The organism is Mesorhizobium sp. ISC15, assembly GCF_037162615.1.
In the GTDB taxonomy this organism is placed as follows: Bacteria; Pseudomonadota; Alphaproteobacteria; order Rhizobiales; family Rhizobiaceae; genus Mesorhizobium; species Mesorhizobium mediterraneum.
Genome location: NZ_JAVSPX010000001.1, coordinates 4,814,018 through 4,834,794, shown reverse-complemented (window position 1 = coordinate 4,834,794; position 20,777 = coordinate 4,814,018). Strand labels below are relative to the sequence as shown.

Below are 20,777 nucleotides of genomic sequence, written 5' to 3'. Positions count from 1 at the left end.
AGGACAGAGGGGGGTGCGACGGAGTGCAAGTTTCGCCTTTCTGTCAGCTGCCTCACTCCGTCCACTTCACCTTGGTCAGATCGTTGGCCTGGATCGGTGCGTTTTCCCAAAAACCTTCCAGCTTGGCGTCCCAGACGCCGGCTTTCGGCAGTTCGTAGAGGAAGCCGACCACGGCGTCGTCGGCCAGTATCTTCTGCGCCTCGCCGAGCAGCGTCATGCGCTTGGCCTCATCGGAGGTGAGGTTCAGATCGGCGATGATCTTGTCGAAGGTCGGATTGTCGTAGTTGAAGTAATAATCCTTGCGCGAATAGATATCGATGTCGTTGGGCTCGGTGTGGGACACGATGGTCAGGTCATAGTCCTTTTTGGTGAAGACCTGGTCCAGCCACTGCGCCCATTCCACGGGCACGATCTGCAGATCGATGCCGACATCGCGAAGCTGCGACGCGATGATCTCGCCGCCAAGCCGCGCATAGGAAGGCGGCGGCAGTTTCAGCGTCGCCTTGAAGCCGCTCTCCAGGCCGGCTTCCTTCAGCAGTTCCCTGGCCTTGTCGACATTGTGCGGATAGAGGCCGGTGAGGTCGACATAGGCCTTGTTGGCGGGCGACATGTGCGAGCCGATCGGCACGCCAAGGCCGGCCGAGGCGCCGTCGATGATCGCCTTGCGGTCGAGCGCAAACGAAATCGCCTGCCTGACCCGCAGCTTGTCGAACGGCGACTTCTTGTTGTTTATCGAAAGGATGGTCTCACCCTCGGTCGCGCCGATCACCACCTTGAAGCGCGGGTCGCCCTGGATCTGCGCGACGCTGTCGGGATCGAAGAAAGGGAAGGCCTGAACATCGCCGGAAAGCAGCGCCGGCACGGCGGCCGCGGCATCCGTGACGATACGGAATTCGGCTTTGTCGAGAGCAACCGGGGCACCCCAGTAAGTGTCGGATTTGATCAGCGTGATCGATGAGCCTTTGGCCCAGCTCTGGAACTTGAACGGTCCGGTGCCAACAGGCTTTTCCTTGTTGGTGTCGGCTGTCTCAGGCGCGACGATAACCGCGTCGCCCCAGCCCATATTGTAGAGGAAGGAGCTTTGCGGGTTCTTCAGCGTGATCTTGACCGTCGCCGGATCGACCACCTCGACCGTATCGATGGCGGCGAACAGGCCCTTTTGCGCGTTGACGGAGTTGTCGGCACTGGCGCGGTCGAGCGAGAATTTCACGTCGTCGGCGTTGAAATCGGTGCCGTCATGGAATTTCACGCCGGTGTGGAGCTTGAAGGTGTAGGCCTTGCCGTCATCGGAAATGGTCCAGCTGTCGGCGAGATCCGGCAGCACCTCGCCGTTCGAGCCGATGCGGGTCAACCCCTCGAACACGTTGGCGTAAAGCACTTCATCGATCGCCGCCGCGGCACCCGCTGTCGGATCGAGATGCGGGGGTTCGAGCGGAATGCCGATGACCAGATCGGTCCGCGCGGCAAATGCCGATGTTCCGGCGGCCAGAACCAGGCCCGCAGCGGTGAGAATGGTTTTCCATAATTTCATCGTGCAGCTCCCGATATGCTCAAAAAAATGTTCAAAACCCGGTGGATAGAAGCGTGATTTCGCCGAGGAGTAAATTGCGTTTCGTGCTTTCCGGCGGCGCCAGCAGGAATGTTTTTCCGTTAGCCGCCGACTCAAGCAATTGAAGCTTGCCCCGTCGCTGCCGGATTACCGTGCGCTCCTGAGCAGTATGTTCAGCCCGATCGCCATCACCTTGGCGGATTCTACCATGTCTGATATCCCGACCCATTCGTCGGGCCTATGGGCGAGGTCGAGAATGCCCGGGCCATAGGCGATACAGTCATAGATGTGGCCGATGCGGGCAATGTGCTTCTGGTCGTAGGTGCCGGGCGAAATCACGTAGTCGGGCTCGCGGTCGAATATCTCCATGATGCCTTGCGCCACCGCCTTGACCACCGGCGCATCGCGCTCGGTCATCAGCGGCAGCACCTCCATCAGGTCGCGGATTTCGTAGTCGAATTTTTTCCGCTCGCGCTTCAGCCGGTCGAGGATATTGGTCACCTCGCTTTTGACCGTGCCCAAATCCTCTTCGAGCAGGAAGCGGCGGTCGATGGTCAGCCGGCACGAATCGGGCACGTTGGGCGAGGGCAGGCCGGGCCGGAAATCCTCCGTCTGGCCGCCATGGATCGAGTTGATGTTCATGGTCGAGCGCTTTGCGCCGTCGGGCACGACCGGCATGCTTGTCACCTTGCGGTCGAGCGCCGGGAACAGCTCGTCCTCGAAAGCCCCCAGCACGGCGCCCATATGGCGCACCGCATTATCACCGAGGAACGGCATCGAGCCGTGCGCGATCTCGCCCTTGGTTTCGATCTCCGCCCACCACACCCCGCGATGGCCAAGGCAGATGCGATCCTTGTTCAACGGCTCGGGGATTATGACGTGATCGACCTTCGGCTTGGAGAAATAGCCGAGCCTGGCCAGATGGGCGACGCCGCCAAAGCCGCCGGACTCCTCATCGACCGTGCCTGATATTTCGATGGCGCCTGGAAAGTCGGGGAAGACCTCCATGAAGGCTTCGACGGCGATGATCGAGGCGGCCAAGCCCCCCTTCATGTCGCAGGCGCCGCGGCCATAGACCTTGCCGTCCCTGACGATGCCGGCGAAGGGATCGAGGCTCCAGCCGTCGCCGGCTTCGACCACGTCGATATGCGAGTTGAAATGCACGCAGGCGCCGGGCGAGCGGCCATCGAAGCGGGCGACGACATTGACGCGCGGATAGCGGTCAGTGTCGCCGGGCGTGCCTTCGGCGCGGATGAATTCGACTTCGAAACCGCGCTTCTTCAGCCGCGCACCAACGTATTCGGCGCATGGCCGGTAGGCTTCGCCAGGCGGATTGATGGTTGGAAAGCGGATCAGGTCGGCGGTCAGTGCGACCAGGTCGTCGATCCGATCATCGACCGCTTTCAGGAGAAGCTCGTTCATTCGGCGAATTGAGCAGCCAACGATGCGCTTTGGCAAGCCCGTTGGCAGGTCGCGCCTTAGTTGCGTGTCGTTGTAGCAACTATCGCGGGAAATCGTTCAAATTCGCTGCTTTGGATTGGTGAATTCGTCAGAGGTGTGTGGTTACCTCATTCACTTGCCAAAGGAAGAAGAATAGCATGAAGGCAGGCAGGCAAGGGTAATCAAAGGGGTTTGATCGCATGAAAAAGACCGTTCTCATGGCAGCGTTACTGGTAACGATGCTGTTCGGTTCTTCGGTCGAGGGCTGGGCAGCCAAGCTGGTTGCAAGGATCGACGTGTCATCGCAGACGATGACTGTAAGATACGGTCAGGCGGTTTACCGATGGCGCGTATCCACGGCGCGCCAAGGTTATATCACGCCGCGCGGCACCTACCGGCCGCAACGAACGGCACGGATGTGGTATTCGCGCAAATACGACATGTCGCCGATGCCTCATTCGGTATTCTACCGCGGCGGCTATGCCATCCATGGCACGGGCGCGGTGAAGTCTCTCGGGCGCCCGGCGTCGCATGGCTGCGTGCGGCTGCATCCCTCCAATGCCGCCGCCTTCTATTCGATGGTGCGGCAAGCCGGCTTCCGCAACACACGGATCGTCGTGACCAACTAACTGGCTGCACGCTCGCGGCCCTACAAGAACTCGGAGAGGGTGCTTCGTGTGAAGCGACGCCTGCTTTCCGCGCTGAACCAATTCGTCGGTGAAAGTGGGAGCACTATTTACGTGGGCGGGCTTTGGGCAGAATATGAGGGGTGGGAGGAAGCATTCGGAATCCCTGAATAAATGCGCCCGAACGGCTTCCGACCGTTGGTTGCAAGGGAGGAAAATCATGAAACGCATTTTCTCGCTCGCGGCGTGTGCCGCGGCGTTATCGCTCGGCCTATCGAATGCCTACGCACAATCGGGCGGCGTCGATAAGGCGGTCGGCGGCTACAGCTTCGAAGAAGCCGCAAAGGAGGCCCCCGGTACCAAGGACTTCCATTCGGCCGATGGTCACCTCACTTTCGCTATCGTGACACACACTGCCGGCAATGGCTTCTTCGATCCGGTCTACGTCGGCGCCACCGTCGCCGGCAATCTAATCGGCGCCAAGGTCCTGCTGCTCGGCTCGGAATCGCCGACCGACGACCCTGCCCGCGAGATCGAAATCCTGAACCAGATCGTGCAGGACCCGACGATCGACGGGCTGATCATGACAACGCCCCAGGTCGGCGCCTATAACGACATCGTCAAGGCCGCAGAGGCGAAGGGCATACCGATCGCCACGACCAATTCCTTTGACGGCACGATCCTCAACCGCAGCAGCATCGGCCACACCGGCCAGGACGCCTCGGCTGCAGCAATCGCCGGCGAGGCGCTCGTCAAGTGCCTCGCGGACAAGGGTATCGAGAAGGGTTCGATCGTCCTGCCGTCGTCGACCGCAATGGGCAACATCGAGGTGAACAATCGCGTCACTTCGGCTTTCAACGCCATCGTCAAGGGCTTGCAGGATGCCGGCAAGCTTGATGCCTTCAAGGTCGACGCGGGTCCGGAGAACACCGGTATCGACACCAATCCGAACGACCCGGTGAACGGCATCGTGACGCTGTTCGAATCGCGCGGCGACGTCGTTGGCGCGTTCGCCGGCAACAACGTGTTCACGCCGGCGCTTGCCAAGGCCGTTGCTCAGACCGGAATGACCGGCAAGATCTGCGCCTACGGTTTCGACCTCGGCCCGGCCCAGCAGGATGCGATGAAGAGCGGCGATCTGACCGGCGCGCTCGGGCAGCAGCCCTTCTTGCAGGGCTTCTGGCCGGTCATGCAGCTCTATCTGGAGATCGATCGCGGCATCGCGGCGGCCAACCTCGACACACGCGCCCAACTGGTGACGAAAGAGACCGTCGAGGACGTCGGCAAGCGCTTCGAGAACTGAGTCCGCTCGGAACGTCTGAAATCACTGCGGGAGGGCGCAAGCTCTCCCGCAATGCGGCAGCAGGGAAATCGACCAGAAGAGACCATGGCGCTTACCGCGACCACATCGCTCGGCCGTGCGCCGTCCCAGATTGTCGGCGGCTGGGAGGTGGGGCTCGTTGCCTTGCTTTTGCTGCTCTATCTGGGCGGCGCTCTCGTCAATCCCGCGTTCTTCGGGTCAACAGGGGCGTTTCACTCGCTGCTCCGCGACACCTCGCGCGTTGCCATCATCGCAGTCGGCGTGACCTTCGTCATCGTCAACAAGGACCTCGATCTTTCGGTCGGCTCCACCTACGGCCTCGTCGCCGTCGTCTTCGCCAGGCTGTTCGCGCCGAGCTTTCTTGATCTCGGCGTCGTCACGTCGGTGATCCTCTGCCTGCTGCTCGGCACGCTGATCGGGCTGGTCAACGGCGTGCTCGTCACCATCCTGAAGGTGCCGGCGTTCATCGCCACGCTGACCATCCTCTTCATCGGCCGCGGCTTCGTGCTGGCGCTGACCCACGGCCAGTCGATCTACTATCCCGCCAAGGCGAGCGAGCATCCGTTGTTCTTCCACCTCGGCGAGACCAACGTCCTGGGTTTCAACAACCAGATCGTGATCTTCGTTATTGTCGCCGTGATCGGCGCCTATGTGCTCGCCAAGACGCGCTGGGGCTACGAGACCTTCGCCACCGGCGGCAACGAGCAGGCGGCGTCCTATGCCGGCATCGCGACCAACTGGGTGCGCATCCGAGCCTACCTGATCTCCTCGCTCTGCGCGGCGCTTGCCGGTCTGCTGTCGGCGGCCCAGGACAAGGGCGTGACGCCCCTCTACGGCGTCAGCGGTGAGCTGATCGTCATTGCCGCCGTGATCATCGGCGGCGCCTCGATCCTCGGCGGCCGCGGCCGGGTCGCCGGATCCTGCCTTGGCGCCCTGCTGGTGGTGCTGCTCGACAAGGTGTTGCGCGAGGGCTGGCCGATCAAGCGCATCATCAAGATCGGCGACGAGGAGATCACGGTCAACGCCGTCTTCTCGCTGCCGGTCGGCGCGGTGCCGGTGTTCCTCGGGCTGCTGCTCATCGTCGCGGTGCTCATCGAGCCCTATCTGATCCGGCGCCAGGTGGCAGGGCGCCTCTGGGCCTGGCTCCGCGGCCGGCCGCCGCCACCGGCCTACGAGATCGGCAGCATCGCGATCGAGGGGGTGCAGACCAAGGGCGCGATGGCGACCGACATGGCGCTGTCGGCCACCGGGTTCGGCAAGTTCCTCGCCCGGCGCGACGCGCTCGCCGTCATCCTGGCCGTGCTCCTGTGGCTGACCGGCCTCGCGCTCCGGCCGGACTACTGGTGGAACCTGTCCAATAGCTTCGCGATCCTGCTCAACTACACCGAGCTTGCGCTGATCACCATCGGGCTCACCTACGTCATCGCCGCCGGCGATATCGACCTCTCCGTCGGGGCGGTGCTTGCCCTCGCCGGCAGCACCGCCGCCTATTTTCTCAAGGTCCTCGGCGCCGACCCCGTGACCGCCGTGGCGATGGGCCTGCTCGCGGGCATGTGCGCCGGCCTCGTCAACGCGATCGTCACCGTCGGCTTCAAGCTGCCGGCCTTCATCGCCACGCTCGGCATGTTCTACATCGCCCGCGGCCTTGCCGCCTGGTTCGTCGCCGGGCAGCAGCTCACCGGCTGGCCCGAGGGCTACAACCTGCTTGGCCGCAAGGTGAACGACATCCTGCTGCACTACCGCATCTCGCTGCCGGACGGGCTCCTGCGCTCGGTCGCCGAGGTGGTGAGCGTCCAGACCATCTGGATGCTGTTCGTCGCCCTCGTTGCCGGCGTCGTGCTCGCCTACATGCCGCTCGGGCAGAAGGTCTATGCGACCGGCGGCAACATTCGCGCCGCCGCTTATGCCGGGATCAACACCAATCGGGTGCGGTTCCTCGCGCTCATGCTGGCGGCGCTCTGCGCGACAATGGCCGGGATCATCAACGTCGCCTACTTCCGCAGCTTCAACCCGGTGGCTGGCCAGTTCCGCGAGCTCGACGCCATCGCCTCGGTGATCATCGGCGGCGGTTCGATCTTCGGCGGCTACGGCACCGTGATCGGGGCGCTCGCCGGGGCGGCGGTGATCACCCTGATCCGGGCGCTGCTGCAGCTCAACGTCCAGGGCTTCGCCATGCCGCAGCACTGGATCAACGTCTTCATCGGCGGCATCCTGATCGTGGCGGTGCTGATCGACATCTGGGTGCGCCAGGCCAACATCTTCGGCCGCCTGCGGGCGCGCCTCGCGCGGCGCACAAGAACGGCGGAAACCACCCATGCGTGACGCGACCAGGCCTGCACCGATCGTAGAAATGCGGGGCATCGAAAAAGCCTTCGGTGCGGTGCAGGCGCTCCGCAACGTCGACCTCGTGCTCTATCCCGGCGAGATCCTGGGCCTCGTCGGCGACAACTCGGCCGGCAAGTCGACGCTGATGAAGATCCTGACCGGCGCCTACCAGCGCGACGCCGGCGAGATCTTCGTCGCCGGGCAGCCGGTGCACTTCAAGAGCCCGCACGAAAGCCGCGACGCCGGCATCGAGATGATCTACCAGGACTTCGCTCTTTGCGGGAATATGGATGTCGGTCAGAACATCTTTCTTGGGCGTTGGCCGCTCAAGGGCCTTTTCGTCAATCGACGGAAAATGTACGCGGAAGCCGACAGCGTGCTGAAGCGGCTCAAGGTCGACGTGAATTCCGTCTATCAAAAGGTCGAGAGCCTGTCGGGCGGCCGCCAGCAATCTGTGGCGATTGCCCGCGCTATCTCCTTCCAGCCGCGCGTGGTGATCCTCGACGAGCCGACCGCCAATCTCTCGGTGATGGCGACCGAGCGGCTGCTCGAAACGATGCTGGAACTGAAAAAGCAGGGCGTTGCCCAGATCATCATCTCCCACCGCCTCGTTGACATCTTCGCTGTGGGCGACCGCGTGATGGTGCTGAAGCGCGGCGAGAACGTCGGCGATCGCTACGTCAGGAACACCGACGAGCATGAGGTCCTGGAGATCATCGTCTCCGGCACGCGAGAGCACGCACTTACGGCCGATGAGGCAAAGCTTTGACCGATCAGGAACGCCGCAAAAAAACCCGCCTCGGGAGCCGGGCGGGTCGGTGGCGCAAATCAGCACCACGCCAAAATCTATAGCATAACTGCCGTCACAAAGCAATGTTGCGGCTTCCGCTCAGGCGGCTTTGCCGCGCTGTCTCGCCTGTTGACGCTTTCGGCGCCGGCCGCTGATTTCCCACCTTTTGTGGAACCACATCCACTGGCCGGGATCCTCGCGCACCCAACGCTCGACCACGTCGTTGAGCAGCTGGGTGGTGCCATGGACGTCGACACTGCCGCCGGCAGTGCGCGGCAAGGTCAGCTTGTCCTCGATCTCGAGCCGGAAGCGGTTGCCCGGCAGGCGCACGCAGCGCGCCGGATAGACATCGCAGTCATAGTGCCGCGCCAGAGTGCCCAGAACCCGGTTGCTCTCGCATGGGCGGCCGAAGAAGGTCGTTTCGAGCCCGCCCGAGAATTTCTGGTCGACCAGCACACCGATATTGCCGCCTTTCTCCAGGATAGCGGCAAGCGCGAATGAAGCGCCGGTCGAGGAGGGCAGGAGCGATCCCATGGTCGAGCGGCGCGTCGAGAGGATGTAGTCGGCAAGGTAAGGGTTGTTGGGAGGGCGAAACAGCGCCGTGATGTTCATGCCGAAAGTGGCTGCCGCCACCGGAAGCAGCTCGAAATTGCCGAGATGCCCGGTGAAGATGATATGCGGTTTTTGCTCGCCGGCGATCTCGACGAAATGATCGACGCCGCGGACCTCGACGCGGCCCGGTTTCGTCGCTTTCGGGTCGTAATCGAAGAGCGCATCGAGAAAGATGTATTCCGCGGCGAGGCGAGCCATGTTGCCCCACATGTCGGAAGCGATGGCCTGGATCTCGCTGTCGCTCTTCTGGGGATAGGCCTTGCGCAGATTGGCGATGGCGACGTTGTGGCGCCCAACCCAAGGCCCAACGCGGCGGGCGACGCGGTCGGCGAAATTGAGCGCGCTGTCGACCGGCAGCAGGCGCAGCACCCAAATCATCGTCATCGCGGCGCGCGCCAGCAGCCAATAGTTGAACTGGCGCAACCGCCTGCCATGGCGGAACGCCAGGTCCCTGCGGAGCTTCCTGAAGGCGTCGCCGATCATTCCTAGACCAACATCATGGTCTAACCGACGCGCAGGATGATCTTGCCGAACACGTCGCGGCCTTCCATGCGCTTCAGCGCGGCCTCGATGTCGCCGAAGCCGACTTCTGTGTCGATAACCGGAGAAACCAGCCCCGCCGCCATTTTCTGCATGGCGTCCGCCATGTTTTCCATGCGGCAGCCAAAGGAGCCGAGCAGCTTCAGCTGCTGCTGGAACAATTGCATCAGATTGATCTGGGTCGAAACGCCCGAGGTCGAGCCGCAGGTCACCAGGCGACCACCGCGTTTCAGGCACAGCATCGAGGCAGCAAAGGTGTCGGCGCCGACATGCTCGAAGACGACATCGACGCCCTTCTTCTTCGTCAGCTTGCGCACCACGCCTTCGAAACGGTCCTCGCGATAGTTGATGACATGGTCGGCGCCAAGCGCCTTCGCCTTGTCGATCTTATCGTTTGAGCCGACCGTGGTGATCACGGTGCAGCCCATTTTCCTGGCAAGCTGGATCGCGGCGGAACCGATGCCCGAGCCGCCGGCATGGATGAGGATGGTTTCGCCAGCTTGCAGCTTGGCATTATCGAACAGCATGTGCTCGACCGTGCCGAAGGTGACGGGCGCGACGGCCGCGCCGATGTCCGTCACGCCGGGCGGGGCAGGGACCAGCAGGCGCGCCGGTAGGTTTATCTTTTCTTGCGCAAAGCCGTCGAGATGGAAGCCGTGAACGCCCGAAACATGCTCGCAAAGATTGTCGCGGCCTTCGCGGCAGGCGCGGCAAAGCCCGCAGGTGCGCGCGCCATAGATCGACACAAGCTGCCCGGGCACAAGGCTGGAGACGCCGGGGCCGACCGCCTCGACCTCGCCGGAGGCTTCGGCGCCGACGACCAGCGGCAGCTTGCGCTTGGCGAAGGCCATGCCGCGCCAGCCCCAGACGTCGATATGGTTGAGCGCCACGGCCTTGATGCGCAGCGTCACTTCGCCCAGCGCAGGCTGCGCCGGAGGCGGCAGGTCCACCGTTTCAAGGCGGCGGTCCTCGATAAGTTGCAATGCGCGCATTAGGCCTGTCGGTTCTGTTGAGCGGAAAGCGCTCGCTTAGACCGGTTCCCGCGCCATGACAAGGCAGGTGTTCTGGCCGCCGAAGCCGAAGGAGTTCGACAGCACCGTGCCGACCTCGGCGTTGCGCTTCATGTTCGGCACCACGTCGAGCACGATCGCCGGATCGGGATTGTCGTAATTGATGGTCGGCGGAATGACGCTTTCGCGCATGGTCATCAGCGAAAACGCGGCCTCGACGGCGCCGGCCGCCGACAGCGTGTGGCCGATCATCGACTTGTTCGACGAGATCGGCATCGAGCCGATCCGCTCGCCGAACACGGTCGACAGCGACAGATGCTCCATCTTGTCGTTTTCCGGCGTCGAGGTGCCATGGGCGTTGACATAATCGATCTCGTCTTCGCTCAGGCCGGCATCGGCGAGGGCGGCGCGAACCGCAGCGATCGCCGGCGAACCGTCCGGCTTCGAGCGGGTGCGATGGAAATCGTCGGCCTTCTCGCCGCAGCCGCGCAGGATGCCGAGAATGGTCGCGCCGCGAGCCAGTGCGGCCTCCAGCGATTCCAATACCAGCGCGCCAGAACCCTCAGCGAGGACAAAACCGTCCCGGTCCTTGGAGAACGGCTTGGACGCCTTTTCGGGGATGTCGTTATGGGTGGAGAGCGCGGAAAGCAGCGAGAAACGGATCAGCGCCTCGGCGGTCGCCGAACCGTCGGCGCCGATCGACAGCGCCCTGTCGCATTCGCCGCGGCGGATCGCCTCGACGCCGAGCTGGATCGAGGTGGCGCCCGAGGCGCAAGCCGTCGACAGCGTGATCGGCAGGCCGCGCGTCCCAAAACGGTCGGCGAGCCGGTCGGCGATCGAACCGAACTGGGTGGTCTCGAAAACATCGAGTTCTTTCAAGCCGCGCGCCACGCGAAGCAGCCGTTCGGCGCCGATGTCGTGTTTGTCGGAATTGTAGAGCGAAAAGCGCTCGCTCCAGTCGAGTTCGACCGGCGGCGAGGCGAGGAAAAGCGGCCCGCCGAAATCGCCCGAATTAAGGCCGGCTTCGGCCACGGCTTCCTGCGCGGCGGTCTCGGCCAATTCGTAGGTGAGGAGACTGGCGCCCTTGGAGCTCGACGGCAGGAAATCGACCATGCCGGAGATGCGGGTGTTCAGATGGTCGACCGGAAAGCGGGTGATCGGATGGATGCCGGACTTACCCGCTGTGAGCGCTGCCCAATTGTCGGCCTTGCCGACGCCCAGCGACGTCACCACGCCGATGCCGGTGACGGCGACGATCGGCCTGCCCATGTGGTCGTTCAGATTGGCCATGACTGTCCTGGACCTTTAATCGGCGGCGTTGACCAACGCCAAGCCCTCGAATTGGTGATAGCCGATCGCCGTTGCAAGGACGGTCCTGGGAACGCCGTTGAACGGCTTCTCGGTGGCGGCGTCAAAAGCCGGGTAGGCGGCCTTGCGCTCGACAGCCAATGCCGCCAGCGCCACGGCGAAGGGAAACTGCGCTTCCTTCATGTGACCGGTCAGCGTCGAAAAGCCGCGTGCGGCAATCGCCGGATTGGCGCCGAACACCGATTTCTCCGCGGCAGTAGCGGCATGGGCGCCCGAAGCGCCTGAAATCGTCAGCAACTCGCCGTTCGGCAGCGCTGCCTGCCTGAGCAGCGCGGCAATCTCGGCATCGAGCTCGCCCTGCCGGCGTTTGGCGCGTCCGGATACGACCGGGCCGAGTTCGGCATAAATCTTTCGCCCGCGGCTGATCGCGTGTTCGCGCTGTTCCAGGACGAGAAACGCGCCACCGGATCCGGTCACCACGCCGCCGCCTTCGGCGCCTTGCCTCTGCCAGACCGGTTTCCAGGGGCCGCGATGCAGGTAGCCGGCCAGTTCATAGCCAAGCAGCATGTCGGAGTGTTCGGTCTGGAAGGCGCCGCCGACCAGTATGTGCGTCGATTGCCCGGAGCGGATGCGCGCGGCGGCCGTCTCGACGGCGGCGACGCCTGCACCTTCCTCGCCCATGAAGGTGCGCGACGATCCCGTCACCTTGTGGACGATCGAGATGTTGCCGGCGAGCAGGTTGGAAAGCTGCGCCAGAAACAGCGTCGGCCGCAACTCGGTGGTCAGTTTCTCGTTGAGCAGCACGTCGCGGTCGTTGCGGCTTTCCGAAGCGGCGAGAATATCGGCGTCGACCGCCTCGTCGCGCTCGCCGCCGCCGGCAGCCACCACCATGTCCATGGTCGTGCAGAGTTCGTCATTGCCCTTGATGCCCGCGTCGTCCAGCGCCATTCCGGCGGCGTAGGTGCCGAGCCTCTGCCAGGTTTCCATCTGCCGCTGGTCGCCGCGCTTGGCGATCTGCAGGTTCCAGTCGATCTCCGGCAGCGGGTGGACGGTGTAGGGCGAGAAGCGCGCGGCTTCGAGCACGGGTTCCAGGCCCGGCTGGGCAAGTTTGCGCCAATGCGCATCCGGACCTTCTCCCAGCGAAGAGACAAGGCCGATGCCTGATATGACGACGTGGTGAGGGCTCATGGGCGGCTGTTGTGGGTCAGGCTTGAAGACGAACTATTTTAGGCGTTCTTGGCCGCGACCAGGGCGTCGATCTTGGCGCACAGGTTCTTCATGACGAAGTAATCGTCGGTCGAGGCCTTGCCGTCATTGACCTCTTGCGTCCACTTTTCCAGCGGCACCTTGATGCCGAATTCCTTGTCGATGGCAAAGACGATGTCGAGGAAGTCGAGGCTGTCGATGCCGAGGTCGTCGATAGTGTGGCTTTCAGGGGTGATCGTGTCGATATCGATCTCACTGGTGTCGGCGATGATCTTGGCGACTTTGGCGAACGTGGTGGACAAGGGCTTTTCCTTCGGTTGCGGGCGGAATCTGTCCGCATGTGTTTGCGCGCTGTCTAATCGGTTTTTCCGGGCAGGAAAAGGGCCTGATGCGCCGGGCGCAGATGGGGTGGCAGTTCTGTCAGGGCAATAGGTGTTGCGGGAACCTCCCGGCGATGTTCCGCAACCATCCGATCGGATTGTCGTCGGCGCCATCGTTCCAAGCTCAGCGTACATGCCGTAGAACAGCCCTCCGGCCACAATAAACCGCGCTCAAAGGCCTAGGGAGCGCGCAGCTAAGGTTCGGACCGCGAAATCCCATGGTCAACGAAAACGAGGTAAGTTGTCGGGAGCCGCGCCGGTCGTTCGTCCTCTGCACGCAAAGCGCAAGAACCGAATACCTAACCGACAGCCTCATGTAATCACCCGGAGCTTCCAATGACCCCCACCATTACAGCCTTTGAACGGTCGCCCGACCGCGGCAGGGGACAGGCACGTGACATGCGTGTTCGTTGGGCGCTCGAAGAAGTGGATCAACCTTACGACGTTCGTCTTGTTTCGTTCAGCGAGATGAAGAAACCCGCGCATCGTGCGCTTCATCCTTTCGGGCAGATTCCGACCTATGAAGAAGGCGATCTCGCCTTGTTCGAGTCGGGGGCGATCGTGTTCCACATCGCGGAGCGCCATGGTGGCCTGTTGCCAGACGATGCGAATGCCCGGGCGCGCGCGATCACATGGATGTTTGCCGCGGTTAGCACGCTGGAGCCGCCGATCCTTGAACGGGAAACAGCCGTGCTGCTGGAGCGCGACGAGACCTGGCACGAAAAGCGTCTGCCTAGGGTTGAGGATCGCATCCGTAAGCGGCTAGCCGATCTTTCCGCTCACCTGGGCGATGCCGACTGGCTCGATGGTGCGTTCAGCGCCGGCGACCTCATGATGGTGGGGGTCCTGCGCAGGTTGAACGGATCGGGGATACTGGACGAATATCCGAACCTCTCCGCCTATTTAGCCGCGGCGAAGCGCGGCCGGCCTTCAAGCGTGCTTTCGACGCTCAATTGGCGGTTTTCACTGCCGCATCGACCAGCTGACGAGGCCGCTCTGGTCATTTGAGCCTATCGGCGCGGATGTGCAGCTTTAGGCGGTAGATGTGTGTGAGAATGGTCGGAACCGGCATTCCAGTTAGCGTACCAAGCGTTAGATTTTCACCACTGGCGAACGCTTCAACCAGCTCCAGCGCGGATTAGAAGGTGACGCGACCGAGCACGCGCAGGCCGTCGCCTTGCGGCTCGACGATCACGGCTTCGCCTTCGCGCGGCGAGATGCCGGTGAGGGCCATTATGTTTTCCAGATGGGTGACCATGACCACATTGTCGGAGCCGGAATAATTGCGAATCTCGGTCATGACCGCCTCGAGCTGGGCGGCTTTCTCGCTCGGGTCGGTCTTCAGCAGGTCAAGTGGTGCGAACGGTTCGGGCTCCGCTCTGAAAGCGATGCGGGCGGTGTCGAGGCTGCGGCAATAGCGGCTGGACAGCATGCGCTCTATGGGCGCGGCGCGGGCGGCGAACAGCGCGCCGATCTTTCGTGCCTGCTGCTTGCCACGCACCGAGAGGTTGACCTGGGTCGCGCATTTCTCGATGTCGAAACTCGCCGGATCGGTAGTGCCGGTGACCATGGCATGGCGAAGCAGCACCACATGTCCGCCGTCGCGCAACAGCGCCCAGCCGGCTTCAGTCGCATGGACCGCGGCGGGAACGACGAGCAGCAATAGAGCCAGCACAAATCGAAGCATCAGACGTCCTTTTCCGGTCACCGCAGGTGGGTTCCGGTGACCTGATATAGGGACGGCAAAGCCGGCTGAAAGACAAGGCACGACCAATCCCGGCTGTTTGCGAGGACAGAACGCTTCGGAAGGTGGGGGCGATTGCACTGCGATCGCGGCTCGCCTATCAGGAGAAAAATGTCTCCACTCATCGAAACCGTCCTTTTTGTCTTCGGTCTTGTCGCGCTCGGCTATCTCGCCGGGCTCACCGGCTATTTGAAGGCCGAGGCGGGCGAGGCCATCGCCGAATTCGCTGTCGGGGTGGCGATGCCGCTGCTTCTGTTCCGCACCATGGTGAATGCCGATTTCCATGGCGCCGCGCCCTGGTCGTTCTGGGGAGCCTATTTCACAGCGGCGGCAGTCACGTGGGCTGCAGGCCATCTGGTCACCACGCGGGTGTTCGGGCGCGATGCGCGCGCCGGGGTCGTCGGCGGCGTGTCGTCGGCTTTTTCCAATCTCGTCCTGCTCGGCATCCCGTTCGTCCTCGGCACATTCGGGCCAAGTGGATTCGAAGTGCTGTCGCTGCTGATTTCCGTGCATCTGCCGACGATGATCATGGCATCGATCATCCTGTTTGAAATCTTTGGCCGCGGTGACGAGCATGTGCATCCGCTGCGCATCATCCGGCGCTTCTTTCGAAAGATGCTCTCCAATCCGTTGATCATCGGCATCCTGGCCGGGTGGGTGTGGCGTATCGCCGATTTGCCGCTGCCGGCGTTGGCCGTCCGGCTGGTCGACGCGTTGGCCAACATCGCCGGACCGGTCGCGCTGTTTGCAATGGGGCTTGGCCTGTGCCGTTTCGGCATCTCCGGCAACGTGCGGCCTGCGCTGGCGCTATCGGCGCTGAAGCTGCTGCTGATGCCGGCCGTCGCGCTCGGCCTGGTCTGGCTACTTGGGCTGCCGCCGCTGTCGGCGAAGGTGGCGGTGGTGGCGGCCGCGCTGCCATCCGGGGTCAATTCCTACCTGATTGCGACGCAATTCAACACCGGCCAGGCATTGGCATCGAACCAGATGACCATCGCCACCGCCTGCGCCGTCGTCACCACGGCGTTCTGGCTGACGGTGGTCGTCCACGTGTTTGGATAGCAACGTGTTTGGATAGCAATTTGGGCGCAAATCGGCCTCGCCTTGCGCTGGCCCAAACCCTATATGCCATCTTGCGATTGATTGCGGGGCTTGCCCTAGGTAAAGAGCAGTGGCTCCAGGTGTGCCGGCATCGATGCCATTGCGCACGCCCACAAAAGAAATCCAGATACCGGCCCGTCAGCGCGCCGAACGGAGGCTAGACCATGCTTCAGAAAACCAGCCATTTCATGCGCCAGGCCAATCTCATCAACGGCGAGTGGGTGCAGGCCGACAGCGGCCAGACGGTCGATGTCAACAACCCGGCCACCGGCCTCAAGATCGGCACCGTGCCGAAGTCGGGCAAGGTCGAGACGCGCCGCGCCATCGAAGCTGCCGACGCCGCCTTCAAGACATGGCGCAAGACCACCGCGCTCGAGCGTTCGAAGTTGCTGCGCAAGCTGCATGACGCGATGATGGACAATCAGGATGTGCTGGCCGAGCTCTTGACCATCGAGCAGGGCAAGTCGCTGTTCGAATCGAAGGGCGAGATCGGTTCGGCCGCGTCCTACATCCTGTGGTTCGCCGAAGAAGGCCGCCGCACTTATGGCGATGTCGTGCCGTCGCCCTGGGCGGACCGCCGCATCCTGGTGACCAAGGAGCCGGTCGGCGTCATCGCCGCCATCACGCCGTGGAATTTCCCGTCCTCGATGCTGGCCCGCAAGCTCGGCCCGGCGCTTGCAGCCGGCTGCACCGCGGTCGTCAAGCCGGCGTCACAGACGCCTTATTCCGGCCTTGCCTGGGGTGCTCTCGCCGAGGAAGTCGGCTTCCCCAAAGGCGTCATCAACATCCTGACCGGCGCCGCCGGCGAGATCGGCGACGAGATCTGCGCCAACCCGTTGGTCAAGAAGATCACCTTCACCGGCTCGACCGAGGTTGGCAAGATCCTGATCCAGAAATCGTCCGTCACCGTCAAGAAGGTGTCGATGGAGCTCGGCGGCAACGCACCGTTCATCGTCTTCGACGACGCCGACATCGAGCGTGCCGTCGCCGGCGCGATCACCGCCAAATACCGCAATTCCGGCCAGACCTGCGTCTGCACCAACCGCTTCCTGGTTCAGGCTGGCGTCTATGACAAGTTCGTCGAAAAGCTCGCCGCCGCCAGCAACGGGCTGAAGGTCGGTTCCGGCCTCGAGGACGGCGTGCAGCAGGGGCCGCTGATCGACGAGAAAGCGGTCGAAAAAGTCGAGGAACTGATCGCCGATGCCACCGCCAAGGGCGGCAAGGTCGTCGCCGGCGGCAAGCGCCATGCGCTGGGCGGTTCGTTCTTCCAGCCGACGGTGATCGCCGATGCGACGCCGAAGATGCGCTTCATGAAGGAAGAGATCTTTGGCCCGGTAGCACCGGTGTTCAAGTTCGAAACCGAAGAGGAAGCCGTGGCACTCGCCAACGACACCGAATTCGGCCTCGCCTGCTATTTCTACACGGGCGATCTCGGCCGCGCCTTCCGGGTCATGGAAGGGCTAAAATACGGCATGGTCGGGGTCAATGAAGGCCTCATCACCACGCCTGAGGCGCCGTTCGGCGGCGTCAAGGAATCGGGCCTCGGCAAGGAAGGCGGACATCAGGGCATCGAGGATTATCTCGACACCAAATATGTCTGCATCGGCGGCCTCGGCCTCTGATTGGGCAGGGTCTGTTGACCATCAATGGACCCAAGCCGGCCCGAGAGGTCAGGCGGGGATCGATCAACCAACTGGCGTTTCGGGCATGGCGATGAAGGACGGCGAGGTCTTTGGCACGACGCAGACGGGCGAGGCCGTCCGCCGCTTCACCATCCGCGGCGGCGGTCTAACCGCCAACATCATCGGGCTGGGCGCCATCATCCAGGATCTGCGCCTGGCCGGGCACGATGCGCCGCTGGTGCTCGGCTATGACAGTTTCGAGCCTTACGAGACGGACACGGCTTTCTTCGGTGCCATCGTCGGACGCTATGCCAACCGCATCCGCGATGGCCGCTTCACCATCGCCGGACAGCGCTACCAGACCGAGCGCAACTTCCTCGACAAGCACACGCTGCATGGCGGCTCGCAAGGTTTTTCCCACCGGCCATGGGAGGTTTCGCTGCATGGCAGGGATTTTGTCACCCTGACCCTGCATGATCCCGACGGCACGATGGGCTTTCCCGGCGCGCTCGACGTGACCTGCACCTACCGGCTGAAAATCCCCGGCACGCTCAGCGTCGAGATGACCGCCACCTGCGAGGAGCCGACGCTGTGCAACCTCACCCAGCATTCCTATTTCAACCTGGATGACGGCGGCGCCGGCGACATTCTCGACCACCGGCTGATGCTGAACGCCGGCGCCTATCTTCCGGTCGATGGCGACCTGATCCCGACCGGCGTCGTCAAGCCGGTCGACGACACGCCGTTCGATTTCCGCCAGGCGCGGCCGCTGCGCATGGAGAGCGAGGGCAAGCAGCTTGCCTACGACCAGAATTTCTGCCTTGCCGCGACGCGCGGGCCGCTCAGGCAGGCGTCATGGGCGCAGGGCGCGAATTCCGGCGTCGAGATGGAGCTCTGGACCACGGAGCCGGGCGTCCAGCTCTATACCGGCCAGTATCTGGCGCCACCTTCGCCGGGACTCGAAGGACGTCATTACAAGGCTTTTTCGGGCTTCTGCCTGGAGCCGCAGGTCTGGCCGGACGCGCCGAACCGGCCATATTTCCCACAGGCCACGCTATGGCCGGGCCAGATCTATCACCATGTGACGGAATACCGGTTCCGGCTGCCTGGCGCCTGACCCGGAAGCCGGTACCGGATTTTACGGTGCTACCTTCGGCTCGGAAAGGGATCATGTCCGCCGTCTAGGCAGACGGCCTGGCCGAGACAGCAGGTCCGCTCCAAGGAGCAGACGCTCCCAACGGGCCTGACGCCAATCAACGGTGTGGTACCTGCTTCGTCAAATGGCTTGGCCGCCGGACACTTCGATCCGCTGGGCATTCACCCAGCGATTGTCCTCGGATAACAAGCTGGCGATCATTGGCCCGATGTCGTCCGGCATGCCGACGCGGCCGAGTGCAATCATATCTGCGAACACCTTGTTGAGGTCGGGCATGTCGCGGACAGCGCCGCCAAGGAAATCAGTTTCGATCGCGCCCGGCGCCACCGTGTTGACGGCGATGCCGCGGGCGCCCAACTCCTTCGCCATGTAAACGCTGAGCACCTCGACCGCGCCCTTCACTGCCGAGTAGGCGGCGAAGCCCGGATAGGACATCCTGGTGAGGCCCGAGGAGAGGTTCACGATACGGCCGCCGTCCGCGATCAGCGGCAGCAGCTTTTGGGTGAGGAAGAACACCCCCTTGAAGTGGACATTGACCAGCCGGTCGAACTGCGCCTCCGTCGTCTCTGCGATCATTGCCATGTCGCCATGGCCGGCATTGTTCACCAGATGATCGAACGTCTCGCGCTGCCAGGTCTCGCGCAATGCCGCCTGCAGGCGCTCAGTGAAAGAAGCGAAGGTGGCAACGTCACCGGTGTCGAGTTGCAGGGCGACTGCCCTGCGACCCGTTGCCTGAATCTCCGCGACAACGGCCCGAGCGTCTTCACTCCGGCTATGGTAGGTGAGGACAACGTCACCGCCGCGGCGTGCGATGCTGAGTGCGGTGTTGCGCCCGAGCCCGCGGCTGGCGCCAGTAATGAGCGTGATCTTGGTCATGGCCTGCTCCTTTGTTTGCACCACTGCTGTGGCCACGCCGATATCGGCCCAATGGGCAGGCTTTTGTTGCCGGATGCTCGACCGTTTTTGCCTAATCCTCCAAAATGCTTTGCGTGTCGGGCAGCAAAGGAATAGTTTTGGTCCATGACCGCGCTCCTCAATGCCGTCCGCCGCCATGCAGACACCAATGCCGGCCCAGACGGCGTTGCGCATACCCCGATACCGGGTCTCAACACGGTGCGGGCGACGGCGCCTAGCGGTCTGGTCTACGACATCTCCCGACCGCTCGCCTGTCTGGTGGTCCAGGGGAGCAAGCACGTCACGATGGGTACTCAGGGCTTCGCCTTCTCCGCCGGAGATTCGCTGCTGATCACGGCGGACGTGCCGACGGTGAGCCAGATCACCCGCGCCAGCGCCGCTGCTCCCTACTACTCGCTTGTTCTGGAACTCGATCCGGCGGTCATCGCGGAGCTGAGTGAGCAAATAGACGCCCAGCATGTGGCCGACCACGCGCCCGTGCGGGTTGACCCGACTGACGCCGAGGTTGCCGACGCGGCCCTGCGTTTGATGCGGCTGCTCGATCGCCCGGCATCGGTCCCGGTGCTACAGGCCCAGCTTGTGCGCGAGATGCACTATTGGCTGCTGGCCGGGCGGCACGGGTCGGCGATCCGTCGTCTGGGGTGGCCAGACGGCCAAATGCGGCGAGTGGCGCGCGCGGTCGCAGTGCTTCGGGCAGAGTTCGCGCGGTCTTTGCCAGTCGAGCGCCTGGCGGCTGTGGCCGGAATGAGTATGTCGTCATTCCACCAGCACTTTCGCGCAGTAACCTCGCTCTCTCCCTTGCAATTCCAGAAACAGTTGCGCCTGATTGAGGCGAGGCGGCTGATGCTGTCGGAGGGAAAGACTGCGAGCAGCGCAGCGTTCGCGGTCGGCTATGAAAGCGTGTCGCAGTTCACCCGGGAATATGGTCGTCTGTTCGGCCGGACGCCTGTTCGGGATACGAAAGAAGCGAGAGGCAGAAACTTGGCCGCCGCTTGAGGTGCCTTCGGCAGCTTCGCTCGCTACGCGCCGAGCTTGCCGAAGCGAGCGCTGCGCCTGCTCGTCCGCGCCGACAGTTGGCGCGCTGATCTTACCTCATCGACATCAAGTTCGTGGTCTGAGCGGCCTTAACGACGTC

The 20,777-nt window shown here is 63.2% G+C and carries 17 protein-coding genes and 1 pseudogene; 9 read left to right on the top strand and 9 right to left on the bottom strand.

All coding sequences use genetic code 11. The features are described 5' to 3' along the window. Positions 1-52: 52 nt before the first annotated feature. Positions 53-1,531, bottom strand: coding sequence for an ABC transporter substrate-binding protein (locus RPG13_RS23250; RefSeq protein WP_337126091.1), 1,479 nt, complete (start codon positions 1,529-1,531; stop codon positions 53-55). Positions 1,532-1,696: 165 nt separating this feature from the next. Continuing rightward, positions 1,697-2,971, bottom strand: a complete 1,275-nt coding sequence (locus RPG13_RS23245) for an acetylornithine deacetylase/succinyl-diaminopimelate desuccinylase family protein (RefSeq protein ID WP_126106137.1) — start codon at positions 2,969-2,971, stop codon at positions 1,697-1,699. A 218-nt stretch (positions 2,972-3,189) separates the two neighbouring features. Here RPG13_RS23245 and RPG13_RS23240 point away from each other — a divergent pair, with 218 nt between their 5' ends. From RPG13_RS23240 to RPG13_RS23225, 4 genes are all read left to right on the top strand, one after another. Beyond that, positions 3,190-3,618, top strand: a complete 429-nt coding sequence (locus RPG13_RS23240; RefSeq protein ID WP_126106138.1) for a L,D-transpeptidase — start codon at positions 3,190-3,192, stop codon at positions 3,616-3,618. Between the two features lie 217 nt (positions 3,619-3,835). Next, on the top strand, positions 3,836-4,918 hold the full coding sequence (locus tag RPG13_RS23235; protein WP_337126090.1) for a substrate-binding domain-containing protein: 1,083 nt from the start codon (positions 3,836-3,838) through the stop codon (positions 4,916-4,918). Positions 4,919-5,002: 84 nt separating this feature from the next. Continuing rightward, complete coding sequence (locus RPG13_RS23230; RefSeq protein WP_337126089.1) at positions 5,003-7,258, top strand: ABC transporter permease; 2,256 nt, start codon at positions 5,003-5,005, stop codon at positions 7,256-7,258. Then, complete coding sequence (locus RPG13_RS23225) at positions 7,251-8,030, top strand: ATP-binding cassette domain-containing protein (RefSeq protein WP_337126088.1); 780 nt, start codon at positions 7,251-7,253, stop codon at positions 8,028-8,030. Before RPG13_RS23230 ends, RPG13_RS23225 begins: the two co-directional genes overlap by 8 nt. A gap of 120 nt (positions 8,031-8,150) precedes the next feature. On the opposite strand, the gene RPG13_RS23220 is transcribed toward RPG13_RS23225, so the two are convergent. Genes RPG13_RS23220 through RPG13_RS23200 form a run of 5 tightly spaced genes read right to left on the bottom strand, consistent with a single transcriptional unit; the run spans position 8,151 to position 13,029 of the window. Further along, positions 8,151-9,146: a lipid A biosynthesis lauroyl acyltransferase gene (locus tag RPG13_RS23220; RefSeq protein WP_337126087.1), complete on the bottom strand. Its 996-nt coding sequence runs from the start codon at positions 9,144-9,146 to the stop codon at positions 8,151-8,153. Positions 9,147-9,166: 20 nt separating this feature from the next. Further along, on the bottom strand, positions 9,167-10,195 hold the full coding sequence (locus tag RPG13_RS23215; protein ID WP_127294440.1) for a zinc-binding dehydrogenase: 1,029 nt from the start codon (positions 10,193-10,195) through the stop codon (positions 9,167-9,169). Between the two features lie 36 nt (positions 10,196-10,231). Beyond that, the gene (locus RPG13_RS23210; RefSeq protein ID WP_337126086.1) at positions 10,232-11,503 is read right to left on the bottom strand and encodes a beta-ketoacyl-ACP synthase; all 1,272 of its coding nucleotides are present in this window, start codon (positions 11,501-11,503) and stop codon (positions 10,232-10,234) included. A 15-nt stretch (positions 11,504-11,518) separates the two neighbouring features. Further along, positions 11,519-12,709, bottom strand: a complete 1,191-nt coding sequence (locus RPG13_RS23205) for a beta-ketoacyl-ACP synthase (RefSeq protein WP_095486661.1) — start codon at positions 12,707-12,709, stop codon at positions 11,519-11,521. A gap of 38 nt (positions 12,710-12,747) precedes the next feature. Continuing rightward, positions 12,748-13,029: an acyl carrier protein gene (locus RPG13_RS23200; RefSeq protein ID WP_095486660.1), complete on the bottom strand. Its 282-nt coding sequence runs from the start codon at positions 13,027-13,029 to the stop codon at positions 12,748-12,750. A gap of 414 nt (positions 13,030-13,443) precedes the next feature. On the opposite strand from RPG13_RS23200, the pseudogene RPG13_RS23195 reads away from it, so the two are divergent. Next, positions 13,444-14,093 (top strand): annotated as a pseudogene (locus RPG13_RS23195) (glutathione S-transferase family protein). A 152-nt stretch (positions 14,094-14,245) separates the two neighbouring features. On the opposite strand, the gene RPG13_RS23190 reads toward RPG13_RS23195, so the two are convergent. Continuing rightward, positions 14,246-14,794, bottom strand: a complete 549-nt coding sequence (locus RPG13_RS23190) for a histidine phosphatase family protein (protein WP_128242632.1) — start codon at positions 14,792-14,794, stop codon at positions 14,246-14,248. Between the two features lie 168 nt (positions 14,795-14,962). Here RPG13_RS23190 and RPG13_RS23185 point away from each other — a divergent pair, with 168 nt between their 5' ends. From RPG13_RS23185 to RPG13_RS23175, 3 genes are all read left to right on the top strand, one after another. Further along, complete coding sequence (locus RPG13_RS23185) at positions 14,963-15,910, top strand: AEC family transporter (RefSeq protein ID WP_127294448.1); 948 nt, start codon at positions 14,963-14,965, stop codon at positions 15,908-15,910. 203 nt (positions 15,911-16,113) lie between these two features. Next, positions 16,114-17,571: an NAD-dependent succinate-semialdehyde dehydrogenase gene (locus RPG13_RS23180; RefSeq protein ID WP_127204668.1), complete on the top strand. Its 1,458-nt coding sequence runs from the start codon at positions 16,114-16,116 to the stop codon at positions 17,569-17,571. Between the two features lie 85 nt (positions 17,572-17,656). Beyond that, a complete protein-coding gene (locus RPG13_RS23175) occupies positions 17,657-18,688 on the top strand; it encodes an aldose epimerase family protein (protein WP_337126085.1) in 1,032 nt (343 codons plus the stop codon). A gap of 159 nt (positions 18,689-18,847) precedes the next feature. On the opposite strand, the gene RPG13_RS23170 is transcribed toward RPG13_RS23175, so the two are convergent. Continuing rightward, positions 18,848-19,603 carry an SDR family oxidoreductase gene (locus RPG13_RS23170; protein ID WP_095486747.1) on the bottom strand — a complete coding sequence of 252 codons (756 nt, stop codon included), beginning with the start codon at positions 19,601-19,603 and terminating at the stop codon, positions 18,848-18,850. A gap of 144 nt (positions 19,604-19,747) precedes the next feature. Between RPG13_RS23170 and RPG13_RS23165 the strand changes: the two genes are divergently transcribed. Continuing rightward, on the top strand, positions 19,748-20,638 hold the full coding sequence (locus RPG13_RS23165) for an AraC family transcriptional regulator (RefSeq protein WP_127294216.1): 891 nt from the start codon (positions 19,748-19,750) through the stop codon (positions 20,636-20,638). Positions 20,639-20,777: the final 139 nt, after the last annotated feature.